Source organism: Planococcus sp. RAB007_Raresut (genome assembly GCF_057369535.1).
The window spans coordinates 1-15,319 of record NZ_JBXYIF010000014.1 but is presented as its reverse complement, the minus strand read 5'-3'; the positions used below and the strand labels follow the sequence as shown (position 1 = coordinate 15,319).

The window sequence follows — 15,319 nt, the reverse complement described above, 5'->3', positions numbered from 1 at the left end:
AATATTTGATAACCTCACCGATGGTCATGGAGTTCACCCTTATCCCTAATTTACAGATTTTCTAAATTGTACCATGACGGAAAAGAGATTTTATTAAACCTGTAGCAAATTTATAAAGTAACAAAAGAGAAATTGAAGTTACTTTTCTCTGAAGTAAATCCGGCTGCGATAAATTCCTTCATTCCAGTTTACATATGATCGCTTATCGGAAGTGTTATATGGACATAAAAAAGAATTGGGGAATGCAACTTAATTGATTGCATTCCCCAATTCTTTTTATTCGACTTCTTTAAGCATAAGCTCAATACCTGTTAAACGTTGATTAAATTCATCCATTTTTTTCGTTTGTTCCTGCTGCAAAATGTTATTTTTTCGATCCAACTCCAAACGTTCTTCGGCTCGGCGCTCCATGCGTCGAATAGCTCGAACGATAAAAATAAGGATGAAAAGACCGATAAGCAGAGGAATCAATGGAAGTAAAAACGGTACAAACGTAAAAAAATCAATCCAACTACTATCTGATGAATTACTCATTTTATTTCCTCCAATATGCAAAGATTCATAGTAAGAAACGCTAATTATTGCTTCTTTTTAGTGTCAGGGTTTTTGACAAGTCGAAAATTAGTTGTTCATTTAAATTAAGTGTGAACGGGTTTAGCTCAAAATACTTCATTGCTTTGCCATTTTCGGAGACTTCAAGTTGCCCTTTAACCAAATTAGCATCTTCAAGCTTTTGAAGATGAAGATAGAGTAACGGTCTGCTGATTCCCAGTTCTCTTGCAAGCTGACTAACGTACTGCCGTTCCTCATAGAGAACTGCAATGATTTTTAGCCGATAAGGATTGGATAAGGCCTCCAACATCTTTAGCAATTGATCACCTGACAAATGATTAACCATTAATGTATCAGACCTCCTGTAATAAATATATTACACGTGTAACTTATAATCAAGGGCGATATAAAGAAATAATAAAGTTCTTGGAAATAGTTCAGTCAGTAATTTTTATGGGTATAATAAGAACAAGTGTTCTTTTTGAGGGGGGAATGGTCTATGGAAGAAAAAAGGAGTAGTAATCCAAAAAATGAAAGAAGATATACAATGTGGGAGGGACTGTTCGTATCGCAGCATGCCTGGGATGCTGATAATCACTCGGAAAGTGACCCGCAGCCGATGCTCAGTGCTGATGAGAAACAAGCCATCTGGGATATGCTGATCGTTGCCCTTGATCGTCAATGTACCGTCTTCATTCAATCCTGGGAAGACCGTCATTTCAAATTCCATCGATGCACAATTCGAGAAATAGATGACACCCAGCGAATCGTCACTTACGATGATCCATTTGGCGAATGGCAGCTTGCGATTGATACGATTACTTCCATGCATATGCTGGACTGATTCACCCGGTTGCTTGAGTTGGCAGCTGCAGTTGCTGAACGTTCACTTCCGGCATGTTGTTTTAACTAATGAGTGGACTTTACCTGCTTTGAAAATGATGGAGAAGACCTGGAAGTCTGTTCCTGAAACGAGTATAGTGAAAGTAGATTGAGTTATCTGTCAAAAATGCAGGAGGTAGTTTTTCGCCTTCAGCAGAAAGTCATCCTAATAAAATGATGGTGTAAGAATTTGAATGGCCACACGAAAATGTATAAGGGAGCTGATGTTTTGAGTTATTTTTCAAAAAGCAGTACAGCGATTTCATTGGAGGATACACAGAAAGAGTTTGAAAAACTGAAGAGACAGCTTCATGATCTGCTTTACCGGTTAGGGGATGACGGGGAAAATATTGCTTACAGTCGGGATTTGGACGAAAGGTTTTTAATTGGGCAATACCGTGGGCTGGCCGAAAAGCTGGACGATATCCACCGGAAACTGGAGTACCTCTCCAAAGACGTCATCTCAGAAGGGCCAGTTTTCCATAATTCCGCTGGCCGTTATGAAATGCTGAACGGGGATTACTTCACAAGCGGGAGTAACATCGAACTTCTGGTGAAGGACGAGGATGAAGATGACAGAATGTACTGGATCCAGACGACCATCGAACATAACGGCGATGACTATTACGCAGTGGCTTTAGGCCGGGAAACACCCATCAATGGCATGACGGCACGCCTGAGAAGGTGACAGCTGAACGGATTGAACACGTTGAATGATAACCACTTCAGTCATACATACAAACAAATGTTGATTGCTTAACATAAGCGAGACTGCTGAAACACTCATCATGGATAAGATAGTTTCAGTAACGTTGCAATCCGCGTTAAGAAAACAATAGGTAAGAGAAGAGACAGACCCCTTAGGTGTCTGTCTTTTGATTTGCTGCAATATAACGTTCCGCTTCTTCTTTTAGCCAATAGGGATGCCCGCTGATCACCAGCGTTTCTTTCGGCAATTTTCCTCTTTTTCGTTGCATGTGGATTTTTTTTGAATCCATGTTAAAGCCATGAGCGTTCATCAGTTCGGCAAACGCTGTTTGATTTAAGAGATCTGCGGAATCCTTAATCATTAGCGGTTTTTGTTTTTTAGTCAGATACGTATCCTCGTAAAAATAGGTTTGGAGTTGGTCAAGTGCGAACGGAATCCATTCCGGGTCCACTTCTCTAAACAATTGATTGAGATCAAAGGCTTCATTAAATTCGAAAAATCGGGCAAGTCCGACCATCGTCTTTTCATGTTGCGTTAATTTGGATGCGTCCGTTATTTTTTCATTTTCAAAAATATAATCTTCAAGATTTGGGAAGTTGTCAAAAAGATTAGCAGTAGCTTTTTTCATCTTGTTCCCTCCTGTTGTTGAATGATTCAACATTATTTTCTTTACTATAGCAAGTTTTGTTGAATGATTCAACAAACTACCTTTTCTGCTTTAAAGGATGTTCGGCCACCTGGAAGATGACTTCTTCCGGGTGGCCGCGTTTTTTAGAAAATGTCTGCAGTCGTTAAAAATGAGTTTTTACAAAAAACAAAAGGGGGGAATCTCCCCCTTCGTGTCTTATATAATTCCTTTTTCCCTTAAGGAAACCCCGTCTTTGTGGCTGACAATGAGGGAATCGAGCAATTCAATGCCGATGATGGCTCCGGCTTCCTCAAGGCGTTTCGTAACGGCGATGTCTTCGGGTGAGTGCTGACAATCTCCGGATGGATGGTTATGGGCGACGATGATGCTTGCGGAATTGTTCAGGATGGCTGATTTGAACACTTCTCTCGGATGGACAATACTGGCGTTTATACTGCCGGTATGGCAACGGTGAACGGCTGTAATTTCATTTTTTGTGTTCAGGCAAAGGACTAAAAAGATTTCCCGGTCTTCATCACCAATGAGTGCTTTCGCAAAATTAATGGCATCGGAAGCAGAATGAATCCGGTTCGGCATCATGTTCCGGTACGTTTCCTCGACTTCTTTGATTTCCATTTTGATTCGGGTCACTTCGATAAGGGTTTCAAGTTTCATTTTTATCGCTCTCCTTTTGTTTTGGTCCGCCGGGCGGTCAATGTCCCAAAAGGGATTATTTTTTGCCTTTTGGTGAGTAGGACGGACCCATCCCATAGCCGACCAGTCAAGGGTCCCAGCGCAAAAAGTTTTTCAGCGCAGCAAGATTTGAAAAAGTTTTTCGCCCCTTGACTGAGGGGTTGCTCTTCAGTCGGCTCCTGTCTTGGCCTGAAACAGTGGTAGGGCGCAAGCCAAGGAATCTGCCGCTGTTTCCGGCTTAGACAGGCTGGGAATGGGTACGCTCCGGTGGCCAAAAGCAAAAAATATAAAAATGGCAGCCATTTGGCTGCCTTCTGCTTGTCTGTTTCAGGGTTTCCGGCTCGTTCCCTCGTGAAGAAAAGACCAGGAATCTAGGGGCTGTAAACAGAGTTGTACAGCCCCTGATTATCGGTCTTTTTAGAGGGAAGCGACACGCTAGGGATCCTGGCAAAGCGTCGTGTGCTTTGTTAGGAGAACGCGTGCCATCCGGCATCGAACAGGGTTTCTCTGTTAAACGTTCACCATTTTGCGTACATTTTACTGCGCTGTCTTGCGGGCCGGGTTTTATTGAGGTAATTGGTTCTCACCAATTTATGTAAGGGATCCATCGGCCTGCTCTGGATGACTTCGCTGACAACCTTTGCATCGATCGGCAATAATTTTTCCTGTTCACGTTCCGCGTTTAGTTGGTCCGTGACTTTCTGAATGCTTCCCGTGAAGGCGTACAGCTGAATAATCTGTTCCTGCAAGCTTCCAGCTTGATAAGTTTCGGCTAAAAAAACGTACTCCTGTAAAAACTCAATTTCCTTTTTTGCCTTGCTGACGGTCGGTAAACGTTTCATGCGATTCTCCATTCCACCAAAATCTGGCTTTTTTCCTAAGTATAGTCGAAATGAGTCAAAAGTAATATAAAAAGTTTAGAATATTCTTTCAAATAAATAAAAAAACAAGAAACGAAGTGTTTGCACCCTCGTTTCTTGCTTTTTCGGTTAATTATCGTTCCAATTCGTTCTCTTTGTCCTTGGTTTTTTCGGCTGTGTTCAGCTGTTTGAAGGCCGACGCCACTTCTTTCGTTTGGGCATGGTTCGGATTCATTCCTTCAATGTGCTGCTGCAGCTCGTCTTTCGACTGAATCCGCGGATTTTTCACCAATTGCCAGCCGATCGTCACGCCGTGCTGGGTTTCCGCTTTCAAATTCTTCTGTTTGAGAACGGCACCGAGGCGTTCGTTCAAGTGCTTGTTGTTCAGCTTTTGCAGGTGCTGCGTGTCTTTGTGCTGCGTCCGGCTCAGGAACCGGTCGGTATTCAAAGACTGGGCAAGTGCGGTTTTTTGGATGAATTGCTCCCCTTCTGCCTTTTTATTGAAGGTGCGCTGCGTGCTATCGCCGCCTTCCAGCGTTACGGCGTATTTGCCATCCTCAAGCTTGGTCACTTTCAGGAAATCTTCGGCTTTCTGGTATTCCTTCACGAGCTCGCCTTTGTTCTCCAGTACATTCAAAATCCGATACCGTTCATCTACATCCTGAAGAGAAACAATCCGGTTTGTGTTGGTCCGGAAGAAAAATTGATTGTCCCGTTCATTTTGTTCGGCAGTAGCATAGATCACCAGTCCATTTTTGGCATCCAGCAGCTGCAAAGTCGGACGGTCATCGAGTGAAATGGCGTGCTTGTTTTCGATATCCTTTTTTGTCTGTTCCGGATCGATTGATTGGTAGAAGTCCTGTATTTTCTCGCTCTGCAGGGAGTTAAGCTGTTCAATGGTCTCCCGAGAGACGGTCTGCACTTCCTGAATGGCTTGCTTGGCCAAATTCAAATCCTGTGCCCACGTGGCAATGTAGCCGGTGGACGAAAGGTCCGTATCAAAGCCGTAATACTGGGACACGATATACGCCGTGCATTCGGCCTGTGCTTCGCGGTGGCCTCTTGGCAGGTCTTTCAAATCGTTTTCCCGGTGGTGCAGCTGGCTGTGGGCATATTCATGAATCAACACACGGAATTTCTGTTCCGCAGTGATGGAAACCGCCGTATTGATGACAATGTCATCCGTCTGCCGGTTGTAGTAACCGCCGTACGTTTCCATCGGATGGGCTTCTTCCTGGATGTTCAGGGAAATCTGATCATTCTGGTTGATCCGGTCAATAAACCGGTCATACAGTTCCGTCAAGGACTCTGCCGACTGCAGGTCCTTTTGGATGAAATCACGGACATTCGGAATCTCTTTGCCGTCGGTCTGCGAGACATCAAAGACTTTTCCGATCATAAATCCGGTGATGCTCTGTTTAACTTCAGACTCCGGGTCCCCGTTCTTGTCGCGCAGCACTTCGCCGGTCTGTTCATTGATTTTCTGGACTTCCACCTTCTTGAAGGATGGAACGAGAATGTCGATGCTCTTTTCCCCTTTGTTGACATGGCGTCCGAGCGTCTGCCATTGCTTGAAACCGCGCACCATTGTGGCTTCCGGCTTTTGGGCGGCAATCATCAGGACGTTATTGAAGGAATACTGATGGCCGCTTGCCATGACATCGAGCATGTCCTGGAACCGGTCATTGTTGAACAGCTCTTCGAGGTTCTTCTCGAGCCGCGTGTTGATTTCTGTCAGGTCCAGTTTAGTCGACATAGTCAATCACATCCTTTCTGATGTACCAAGCCTCGTACAGGGGTTCCATTTGTCCGGGGATCCGGACGGGGGTGTAACAGGTGATGGCGTAGTCCTGGATATCTTCTTCAAGATCCAGCACACCTTCATACGTGAGCGCCTCAAATGGCACGGGATCATAGAAACTCAAGATCCGCTTATCACTTGCGATGATGTCGCTGATGGTCACAAGCATCCGTGTTCCTCCCTTTCTGCTTATAAAAGCGTCCGTAGATCGATTTCTTCTTTTTCTTTCAAGCGCTCTTCAATCGTTGGTTCGTTTTCAGGCGCTGACTCGGAATCCAGATGGTCTTCGAGTTCCTCTTCCTCGTAATCCAGATCGAACAGATCCGATTGATTGATTTCTTCTTCAATCACGCGTGTGGTGGTTCCGCCTGAAGCCAGTGCCACGGGTTCGTCGGGTTCAGCCGTCTCGCTTTCAGGAACCGGCCACTGGACTTCTGGTTTAGGTTCCATTTCCGGTTCAGGATGCGCTGCCTGATACTTCTCCACGTAATCCCCGAAGACTTCCGACTGCCACGCTTTTTGCAGCTTCATGGGATGAAGTCCGCTGACAAACAGGTAACAATCTTCCCGGGAAATGCTCGACAGGTCGCCTTCCGGAATGAGGGAGCGTTTGACGTATTGTTCCGACTGGCTTTGGCTGGCACTGGATTTCCCGCTTAGGAAACCGCCGCTTTGGCTCGATGAGCCGGTCTGCACTTTGGCGGTCGTTTCACCGGCAAGCTGGGAGAAGTACTTGATGGTTTCCATGTCCTTGCTGCGGAGAAATAGCAGCGTATCGTGGTTGGATAGGATGGAACGGGCCATTTCCTTGCCGTAGATGGATTCGATCTGGCCGTTGTCCTGCACAATCGTATTCATGGACAACCCGAGACCCCGGCACGTGGCCAACACCCGGCCGTATTTTTCAATCTTGCCGATATTCGCGAATTCATCCAGCAAAAAGATGGTCGGAATCTTCAGCTTGCCTTTGTTTTCATCGGCCATCTTGTAGAATTGGGCAATCAATTGGTCGAAAAACACGGATGTGAGTGCAGTGAACGGGTTCTCGTCCATCGGCAACTTCACATACAGCACGCTTTTCTGTTCCTGGAACTCCCGGAAGTTGAAATCGCTCGTCCGGGTCATGTCGCTGATTTTCTTCAAGGTGAAAATGCTGACCTGTGAAGCGAAGGAAGACGTCACACTGGCGCGTGTATTGCCGCCAAGCGTCGTCAATCCTTTTAACAGCTGGTACGCCGGATGGCCGGTTCCGAGTTCTTCGTCCACCCATTCCCGGAAAGTGTCTTCATCCGGCGCCACTTTTTCATTGAAAGCATCCAGCACATCCTGCATGCTGGCGTTCGGAATTTCGGTCTTGCAGTAGACGATGAGTCCGGCGAGCATCTTCTGTGCCCGTTCCATGAAGAAGTCTTCTTTGCCGTCTTTGGTGGAGTTTTTCGCAATCGTGACGGACACGCTTTGCGCGTCCTGATCATCCAGGACGTAATCGAGTAAGTTGTAGCCGTCCTGTTGGAAGTTGATGAAATCAATCTGATAGACCCGGTAGCCCTGTTCACGCTTGATGGCAGCGGTCTGGTCGAACAGCTCCCCTTTCGGATCGGTGACAATCAAGGTTTCTTCCTTATTGTTGAGCAAGTTCGGAATCACATAGGATTGCCCTTTCCCACTTCCGCTGGAACCGACGATATAAACGTTTCGGTTGTCGATTTTTGTCGAATGCGGAATAAGGAGCACTTGTTTTTTGTCCGGCACCCGGCCGACGATCAAACCGTTTTCCAGTGAAGCCAACGTCTTTTCCGGATTCGATTTGTGGTATTTGTTCCGTTTGGAGAAGTGCTTGCCGTCGATGACTTCGTGCGGCTGCGTGAAGCGGGCCGAACCGTGGACGCCGAAATCATGGGCATCTTCGTACTTGTGTTCAAATAAGCGCATTTTGGACAGAAACCAGCCGAAGAAGACAACCGACAGAATCGCCACCAACAGCTGCGATTGCGGGTCGGCATCGTTCAATAGGTAACGGATGGTGCCACTGATATCCAGTAGCAAGCCATCTAGTGCTCTTTTTTCCGCAATAAACCGGAGAACCCCGGTCAGGGTGTAGCCGACAACTAAAGAGAGAAGGAACGTGACGCCGATTTTTACGCCGGCCCCTTTCCGTAATGTTTTTTTCGCCATGATGCTCACGCCTTTCAATCATTTTCTCTTACATGTCAATTTCGAGTCCCAGGTAACGCCGCATGCGCGTATTCCGGCCTTTCCGGTTCATTTTGGCGGTTTGCTGCGGCTCTTTTTGGTAGTTGTTCGGATGTGCCGCCTGCCGCATCAATTGATCCAGCAGTTCGGAACTGGCTCGGCCGTTCGGGAACTGGACGAGTGCCTGTTGCTTGTCATCCAGTCCTTGATAAAACCGGCTGTTTTGCTGATTTCGGTACTCTTCAAAGGCCGCACTGCGTTTGTCCTGTTCGGTTTGTGCACGCTTCAGGCATTCGTTCAGCGCCGGCGCTTTGTGGTGCTTCGCTTTTTCCGTGTAATGCTTCAAGAGATCCGACTTCATTTCCAGCGGCAGCGCCTGTACTTGCTGCAGTAATTTCTCTTTTGCTTCGGGGAACGTCTGCCGGATCAGTTCATTCAATTGCTTGTCCAAGTGCGTGGCTTTTTCCTGGTAACGGCCGATCAATTGCTGTGCGGTGTTGAGTTTGATGGAGGTCTGGTAAATGGCATCCAAGTCTTTTCCACCCTGCAGCAGCTTCTCTTTTTCAGCGCCCAGTTTATTGCGCATCAGCGACTGGATCCGGATTTGTTCACTCGCTTTTTCGGCATGATCCACAGCCTTTTGCAGTTCATGCAGCTGCAAGTGCGTGTCCATTTCTTCCGATTGTGGCACGTGTTCCCACTGCTCGTTCCGAATGGCTTCCAAGACAGTTGCTTTAAAGTCAGCCGTCCGGTCATTCGTCTGGAACCGGTCATCGATTTCCGGATAGATTTCCTGGAACGCATTATGGACAATCAGACTTTGCACCCGGTAAGCGCGTTCCGCATGGGTCGTGACGGTTTCATTGGTTTTCGCTGATTTGGCCGTTGCCTGTTCCAGTTGATCAAACAGATCCAACCGCTCGCCAAAGAGTGATGGGAATGCTTGCAGCGAGAATCCTTGCGCTTTTAACGCTTGTGAATCGCGTTTAGCGTTCGCTTGGTGGGATGCCGTCAAGATGGCATGAGTCACAGCCGCTTCGGTCTGTTTCGGTTCAAGCGATCGCTCTTCCCAGCGGTAAAGTCCTTCCAGTTGTTTGTGCACATTTTGGAAGGTCGGTGCTTCTTTCAGGCGCCCTTCCATGAACCGCAGGCTCTTCTGGTAATCGGCGTCCAGCTGACCCGTGACTTCGACGGTATGTCGATGCAGAACGGCTTGAACATCCAGCGGTTTCTGCTTGTCTGAAAGGAAAGCAATTTGCTGATTCAGCTGTTTGATTTCGGCATTGGTTTTCCGAATTTCCTGATTCAATTGGTGGTAGAACGTCTTCGCTTCCAGTCCCTTTTCTTCCATTCGTTTGACGTATTGGTATTCGTTTCGGTCGAGCCGAACTTCCGCGATTTGGTCCAGTCCCTGTTCTTCAAATGAGAGTGCCGAAACTTCCTTTTTGATGCCATGCTCCTTAAAGGATTGATTGATGGCTTCTGCGTAATTCATGCGCCACTTCACGAGGGTTTCGCGTTCGTTCCAGTCCGTAGACGGAACGGTTTGAAACACTTTTTTCCCGTCATCTGTCCGGAGAATGTCCCCTTTTTCATCGTACTCATACTGTCGCGTTTTCTTCTGTCCCCAGCTGCCATCTTCATTGAACGGACGAACCGTCAGCAAAATATGGGCATGAGGATTATGTAGTTTGTCGCGGTGAATCGAGACGTCCGCCACCATCCCCTCGTCCACGAAGTCTTCCTTGACGAACGACTTGACCAGCTCGTGCTGCTGCTCATCCGACAGCTCAACCGGCAAGGCCACCAAGATCTCGCGGGCGAGCTGCGCGTTCCACGCTTTCTCTTTCTTTTCGACTTCGTTCCATAGCTTTTCACGGTCGAGTGTCCAGGCGGGCGCATGATCCGGCTTCAGGAGAAAAGAGACCGGAGCCACTTCGCGCGGTTTAAAGCTTTTCATTTCCTCGTCGCGTTCGGAATACAGGTCTTCCCCACTCCGGTAACTGGCACTGGCCACGGCCGATTGGGATTTTTTGCTGATGATGTTGGCTTGCAGACGGAAGTAGCTCACGTTCTCTCACCTCTTTTTTAACAGACTCTTTTATCTTAAAACATCCGAAGGCGACAAAGAAAGGCCGAAGGCGCTTTCCCCAGGCACCACGAAGTGGTGTATAACTGGGCACTCTCCCTTTGGGTTCGGATTTATTGTAGCATAAATTTTCCCTTTTCTCTAGAATTTATTAAGATATATGTTAATATATTTAAATATAAGATAAAAAAGGAGTGAAAACCATGGCAAACAATATTGAAAAGATCACAAGCATCGAAGAGCAAATCGCGAAACTGAAAGAGAAGCAAAAAATGATCGAACAGCAAATGCACAAAAACATCGGCCAGGAAGTGCTCAAGGCTTGGAATGTGGAATCGGAACAGGAAGCCATTGAATGGATTCAAAAGCTCGCGGTTCAAGTAAACCGAAAAGAAGACGGGAATAAAAAGTGGGATCAACATGAGCAGCAGCCGTGATCATCTGAATCAGACAAAGGAACTGAAACAGCGCATTACAGAGTTGAAAAGAAAAAAGAACCGGCTTCAAAATGAAGCCGAACGGAGAGCCAGCTGGGAACAGCGAAAAGCGCGGACCAAACGGTTAATCGAGACCGGCGCACTGGCCGAAAAGTACTTCGGATTGGAACAGCTGTCCGTGGCCGAACGGGAGAAAGTCTTCCAGACGTTCTCGGCATTTGTAAAAGGGAATATGAAAAAGGGCTGAGAAATGGTTCTCAGCCCTTTTGGTTTGGATGATGGTGTTCAGCAAGCGGAATTAACTTCCACTCTTCTGTGGTGTGCAGCGTTAAAAAATCAAGTTGGTTTTGCGCTTCCTTTTTCGTGTAGAAAACAGTTTCCTGTTCTTCATCACTCAGAATTACACCATTCGTTGATCGGATAAGATACGCCATGACCTACCTCCCACTTCGCTATAGAAACAAAATAAGTCACGCTTAATCAAATAAATAAGAATAATTTTGAATTTCTACTTTAGCAAATATCTACCTAACTAAAGTAGAAATATCTACCTGTGCAAGGTAGATATTTGTTAAGTTATATTATTTCGATTCTACTCGTCCTGTTCGTTAAAAAACTCAGTCATATAATCAAACTGTTTTTGCTGGCGATCAGTCAATTCGTTCTTAGTGTAATACTCAACAAGTTCAGAAATAATAGCGTATGTTTTATTTTCATCCATGAACTTACCAAGTACGCCAATTTGAACATGAAGGTCATGGGGAACTTTAATTGACTTTACATTATTATTTTTTCCTACTACGGATTTTACTTTACGAGGTGCTTTTGTTTTTGTTTCGGGAACAGGAATTGTCGATTTTTTTTCTGGTAATATAGCACGTGGTTCAGTTTTCTCTTCGTTAACTACTGGATTGTTTGCTGGCTGTGAAAAGTTTTGTTTCTCATTGGTGAATTTGAAGTCGTTTTGACTGCTAATAACTACAGGTCTAGGTCTTTCAAGAGTGCTTGATTTCGTCTTCTTCTTAATCAAGGGTCCCTTCTTTGAACTCTCAGACATGAACGCTTTCCTCCTCAAACCTTGCAAGTTTTTCTTCAATTTCATCTACTACATCTAAGAACGTTTGATGTGCTTTACGGTCGTGATGATCTTCATTTTTAATCCCTGTCATATCCCACGCTTTTAAGCGCTCTAAATGCTTTATGACATTTTTGAAGACATTGTCTTCACCGAAAAGCTCGGTTGCTCGTTCGACCGTACTCTGATCCACACGTCCACCAGCTCTTAAAAGAACTGGTAAAACCCCAAGAACTTGAATGTCTGCTTCATATTCATCTGCCATAAACTGCAGGTATGACACGTAAGTTTCTGCACCTTCAAGGGAAAGTTCTTGGGCCTGTAAAATAATTAGAACATAATCGGAAGCCATCATAGCATTGTCAGAGTAATCGCTTATGGTTGGTGGTACATCGATGAAAATATAATCATAATTTGCTTTTAAAGGTTCGAGCAAAGTTTTTAAAAGAGTAATTTGTTCCAAATCGTTTTGGAAGGTTTGATAGAGAAACTTCGAAAAGTTTTTAAACGAAACTGCGGCCGGGATAAGATCAAGATGTTCTGTCACTTTTACAACGACGTCTTGAAGATTCCCCTCTTTGAAACCATCAAAGATTGTTTTGTTTATTTCTTCTATACCTGCTGAACGGGCAATTAAAGTGCTAGCATTCCCTTGGGGGTCCATATCGACCAAGAGAACCTTTTTCTTATGTACATTTGCATATTCCCAACTGGTCATTACAGAGACTTTGGTTTTTCCAACGCCGCCTTTAAAGTTGCCTACTACAATTGTTTTGGCTGCCATCAATATTCCTCCTAGAATTTTTTGTTAATTACAAACTTCTACCTAACAAACTTCTACTTCTGTATATTTCTGATAATAACACAAGTAGAAGTTTGTGAGAATAATAAATAAAATGTAACACAATTGTAATATTTGGTCTTTTAACTATACATAGGTAGAAAAGTAGAAATATCTACCTGTGCGAGAATGCAATTTATTCTAACGAAAGTAGAAAAGTGGAAATATCTACTTTTGCGAGAAAGAGAATAGTTCTAACAAAAGTAGAAAAGTAGAAATATCTACTTCTGCGAGAAAGAAAATCATTCTAACGAAAGTAGAAAAGTGGAAATATCTACTTCTGCGAGAAAGGAAATCATTCTAACGAAAGTAGAAAAGTAGAAATATCTACTTTTGCGAGAAAGAAAATCATTCTAACAAAAGTAGAAATATCTACTTTTGTTATTTAAATAAAAAATAAGAGTACTGATTTTTGCTGTTAAACCAGCTTTTAGTAAATTACTTAATTCTAAAATTCATAAATTATAATTGCACAGGTAGAAAAGTAGAAATATCTACTTCTGCGAGAAAGAAAATCATTCTAACGAAAGTAGAAAAGTGGAAATATCTACCTGTGCGAGAATGATAAAGACTTCAACAAAAGTAGAAAAGTAGAAATATCTACCTCTGCGAGAAAGAGAATTATAATAACAAAAGTAGAAAAGTGGAAATATCTACTTCTGCGAGGAAGAACTTCATTCCAACAAAAGTAGAAAAGTAGAAATATCTACCTGTGCGAGAAAGAGTGTCATTCTCGCACAGGTAGAAAAGTGGAAATATCTACTTCTGTCACGTCGAAAACCTTGATTTACCGCTATTTACACAGCATTCCCCTTGCTTTAGCTTAAAGAATATAAAGAACTTAGAAGAGCTGGCATAAGACGGGGAGGGGATGCTTTGTGGTAAATATGAGTAACATATTTGATCTGGTGCTTCATGAAGGTATTAATACATATAAGACAAAAAACTCAAAGGCAGCTTTCCCCAAAGTCGTAAAAGATAAAAAAAAATTCCCAAAACATAAAAAAGGTGCCATCTGTGTGACACGTTCTAAGGAGGATCTGGCTACACCGTTCGGTGTCAAAGGGTATGTGATTACCTCAAAGGAAACCCTCTTGGAGGATTGTCTTGAACTTTCTCACTGGAATCCTAATGTACTGAACTACTTGAGGTATTCGGACAAAACCAGGCGGTTCGTCAAGGGACATGAAGAAAGCAACCTGCAGCAGATCAATACCTTTGTGGTGGATATCGACACAAAAAAACAGCCCTACACGGAAATCCTGACGGCTGCACTGGATCACAGCATCGGCATCCCGACACTGGTCTTGGAGACACCGAAAGGCTTTCAAGCCTATTTTGTGCTCGAAAAACCTCTCTTCATCAGCAACCAGAACGACTTCCGCGGACTGAAAGTGGCCAAACGCATCTCAGAAAACATCAAACGTAGTCTCGCCGGAGTTTTGCAGGGAGTCGACATCTCCTGCAATGACTTCGGTTTTTTTCGGATTCCCAAAGAAGACAACGTGCGCTGGTTCTCTGAAGAGATGGTCTACGACTTCGGCAGCTTGATCGCTTGGTCCAAACGCCAGGATGATGATCAAAGCCGAGGGCTTTTTGTGCTGCCTTCAAAAAATGAAACGCTGAATCCCACACAGACCGAATGGTTCCAGGAACTCTTGGCCACGCGTCACGTAAAAGGAGGCGAAGGGCAGATTGGCCGGGACAACCTGATGTTCACCCTCGCCTTGGCTTGCTACAGCGCCGGGAAAGGGCAGGATGAAACGCTCGATCTTCTGGATGAATACAACTCGTCCCTGGCTTCGCCTATACGACACAGCGAAGTGCGGAAAATCGTCAAGAGCGCCTATAAAGGCCGGTTCAAGGGTGCGCATTCGGAATACATCCAGCAGCTGTTGGAAGCATGGGGCACCGGCAAGGAAATCGCGATCCACAATCCAATGGGCGGCTGGTACAAACACAAAAAAGACCGGGAAGACCGCGTCCGCAGTCATTACAGCGAATGGGAAGAAGATGTGCTCGCCTTTATCGAAAAAGCCGCGAGCATCGATCAGCCCATCAAATGGTCCACGCAGACGGCTTTGTGCGAAGAGATCGGAATCCCTCGCAGTACGTTCAATGAAGTCATCCGGAAATCCAAGAACATACTGGTCAAACGAAAAGGAAAAGGCCGGGCAGCGCAGACAGGATTGACCTCGATTGCGGTGCTTCTTCAGTGTGCGCTCAGTTACCAGCAGCAACACAGCACGGTGTACATCGAAGCAATCCGGCTCTTCGCAACAGAACCAGCCAATCACCTCGTTCTGCGAGAACTGGACTACCAAATGGAACGCCTTGTGGGATTCCCTGATGCTGCCACCATAAATGGTAAAAATTTCAATTCCAGTTAATTGTCCAGTCTGCCAATACATATCTGTATACGGGGGTCCGTTTTTCTCCTGGTTATCGGTTGTGTATCCAGCGATCTCTTTTATCTTGTTGGGGGGAACAAAAAAAGCACCTTTTCAGTGAAAAGATACTTGGCAGGGGATTATTCGGTTTCATCGGTTTTGTAAGGAC

Annotated in this window: 17 protein-coding genes; 5 read left to right on the top strand and 12 right to left on the bottom strand. The window is 45.0% G+C overall.

The annotated features are described in order from the left end of the window. Positions 1 to 276 precede the first annotated feature (276 nt). Complete coding sequence (locus tag AC2Q9J_RS17285) at positions 277 to 534, bottom strand: hypothetical protein (RefSeq protein WP_101801513.1); 258 nt, start codon at positions 532 to 534, stop codon at positions 277 to 279. A gap of 40 nt (positions 535 to 574) precedes the next feature. Next, the gene (locus tag AC2Q9J_RS17280; protein WP_499041883.1) at positions 575 to 898 is read right to left on the bottom strand and encodes an ArsR/SmtB family transcription factor; all 324 of its coding nucleotides are present in this window, start codon (positions 896 to 898) and stop codon (positions 575 to 577) included. 201 nt (positions 899 to 1,099) lie between these two features. Here AC2Q9J_RS17280 and AC2Q9J_RS17275 point away from each other — a divergent pair, with 201 nt between their 5' ends. After that, positions 1,100 to 1,396: a YolD-like family protein gene (locus AC2Q9J_RS17275; protein WP_499041882.1), complete on the top strand. Its 297-nt coding sequence runs from the start codon at positions 1,100 to 1,102 to the stop codon at positions 1,394 to 1,396. Positions 1,397 to 1,663: 267 nt separating this feature from the next. Next, positions 1,664 to 2,122, top strand: a complete 459-nt coding sequence (locus AC2Q9J_RS17270; RefSeq protein ID WP_499041881.1) for a DUF5348 domain-containing protein — start codon at positions 1,664 to 1,666, stop codon at positions 2,120 to 2,122. 172 nt (positions 2,123 to 2,294) lie between these two features. Here AC2Q9J_RS17270 and AC2Q9J_RS17265 read toward each other — a convergent pair whose 3' ends face one another. The 7 genes from AC2Q9J_RS17265 to mobQ all read right to left on the bottom strand — a co-directional run bounded on the left by AC2Q9J_RS17265 (position 2,295) and on the right by mobQ (position 10,389). Further along, positions 2,295 to 2,771: a hypothetical protein gene (locus AC2Q9J_RS17265; RefSeq protein WP_499041880.1), complete on the bottom strand. Its 477-nt coding sequence runs from the start codon at positions 2,769 to 2,771 to the stop codon at positions 2,295 to 2,297. 216 nt (positions 2,772 to 2,987) lie between these two features. Next, positions 2,988 to 3,446: a JAB domain-containing protein gene (locus tag AC2Q9J_RS17260; protein ID WP_372868148.1), complete on the bottom strand. Its 459-nt coding sequence runs from the start codon at positions 3,444 to 3,446 to the stop codon at positions 2,988 to 2,990. 536 nt (positions 3,447 to 3,982) lie between these two features. After that, complete coding sequence (locus AC2Q9J_RS17255) at positions 3,983 to 4,306, bottom strand: hypothetical protein (protein WP_499041879.1); 324 nt, start codon at positions 4,304 to 4,306, stop codon at positions 3,983 to 3,985. A 151-nt stretch (positions 4,307 to 4,457) separates the two neighbouring features. Further along, positions 4,458 to 6,080, bottom strand: coding sequence for an ArdC-like ssDNA-binding domain-containing protein (locus AC2Q9J_RS17250; protein ID WP_499041878.1), 1,623 nt, complete (start codon positions 6,078 to 6,080; stop codon positions 4,458 to 4,460). Next, complete coding sequence (locus tag AC2Q9J_RS17245) at positions 6,070 to 6,294, bottom strand: hypothetical protein (RefSeq protein WP_112224882.1); 225 nt, start codon at positions 6,292 to 6,294, stop codon at positions 6,070 to 6,072. Before AC2Q9J_RS17245 ends, AC2Q9J_RS17250 begins: the two co-directional genes overlap by 11 nt. A 20-nt stretch (positions 6,295 to 6,314) precedes the next feature. Next, positions 6,315 to 8,300 (bottom strand): VirD4-like conjugal transfer protein, CD1115 family, encoded by a 1,986-nt coding sequence (locus tag AC2Q9J_RS17240; RefSeq protein WP_499041877.1) that lies wholly within the window; start codon positions 8,298 to 8,300, stop codon positions 6,315 to 6,317. Between the two features lie 28 nt (positions 8,301 to 8,328). After that, entirely contained in the window at positions 8,329 to 10,389 is a 2,061-nt protein-coding gene (gene mobQ / locus AC2Q9J_RS17235) for a MobQ family relaxase (RefSeq protein ID WP_499041876.1), read from the bottom strand. 221 nt (positions 10,390 to 10,610) lie between these two features. Between mobQ and AC2Q9J_RS17230 the strand changes: the two genes are divergently transcribed. Further along, the gene (locus AC2Q9J_RS17230) at positions 10,611 to 10,844 is read left to right on the top strand and encodes a hypothetical protein (RefSeq protein ID WP_499041875.1); all 234 of its coding nucleotides are present in this window, start codon (positions 10,611 to 10,613) and stop codon (positions 10,842 to 10,844) included. Then, positions 10,828 to 11,091, top strand: a complete 264-nt coding sequence (locus tag AC2Q9J_RS17225; protein WP_499041873.1) for a hypothetical protein — start codon at positions 10,828 to 10,830, stop codon at positions 11,089 to 11,091. The genes AC2Q9J_RS17230 and AC2Q9J_RS17225 overlap by 17 nt, the downstream gene beginning before the upstream one ends. A 10-nt stretch (positions 11,092 to 11,101) precedes the next feature. Here AC2Q9J_RS17225 and AC2Q9J_RS17220 read toward each other — a convergent pair whose 3' ends face one another. From AC2Q9J_RS17220 to AC2Q9J_RS17210, 3 genes are all read right to left on the bottom strand, one after another. Continuing rightward, positions 11,102 to 11,278 carry a hypothetical protein gene (locus AC2Q9J_RS17220; RefSeq protein ID WP_499041872.1) on the bottom strand — a complete coding sequence of 59 codons (177 nt, stop codon included), beginning with the start codon at positions 11,276 to 11,278 and terminating at the stop codon, positions 11,102 to 11,104. Positions 11,279 to 11,436: 158 nt separating this feature from the next. Beyond that, on the bottom strand, positions 11,437 to 11,901 hold the full coding sequence (locus AC2Q9J_RS17215) for a hypothetical protein (RefSeq protein ID WP_499041871.1): 465 nt from the start codon (positions 11,899 to 11,901) through the stop codon (positions 11,437 to 11,439). Continuing rightward, a complete protein-coding gene (locus tag AC2Q9J_RS17210; RefSeq protein ID WP_112224887.1) occupies positions 11,894 to 12,703 on the bottom strand; it encodes a ParA family protein in 810 nt (269 codons plus the stop codon). The genes AC2Q9J_RS17215 and AC2Q9J_RS17210 overlap by 8 nt, the downstream gene beginning before the upstream one ends. A 1,076-nt stretch (positions 12,704 to 13,779) precedes the next feature. Between AC2Q9J_RS17210 and AC2Q9J_RS17205 the strand changes: the two genes are divergently transcribed. Continuing rightward, positions 13,780 to 15,150, top strand: coding sequence for a primase C-terminal domain-containing protein (locus AC2Q9J_RS17205; protein ID WP_499041868.1), 1,371 nt, complete (start codon positions 13,780 to 13,782; stop codon positions 15,148 to 15,150). Positions 15,151 to 15,319: the final 169 nt, after the last annotated feature.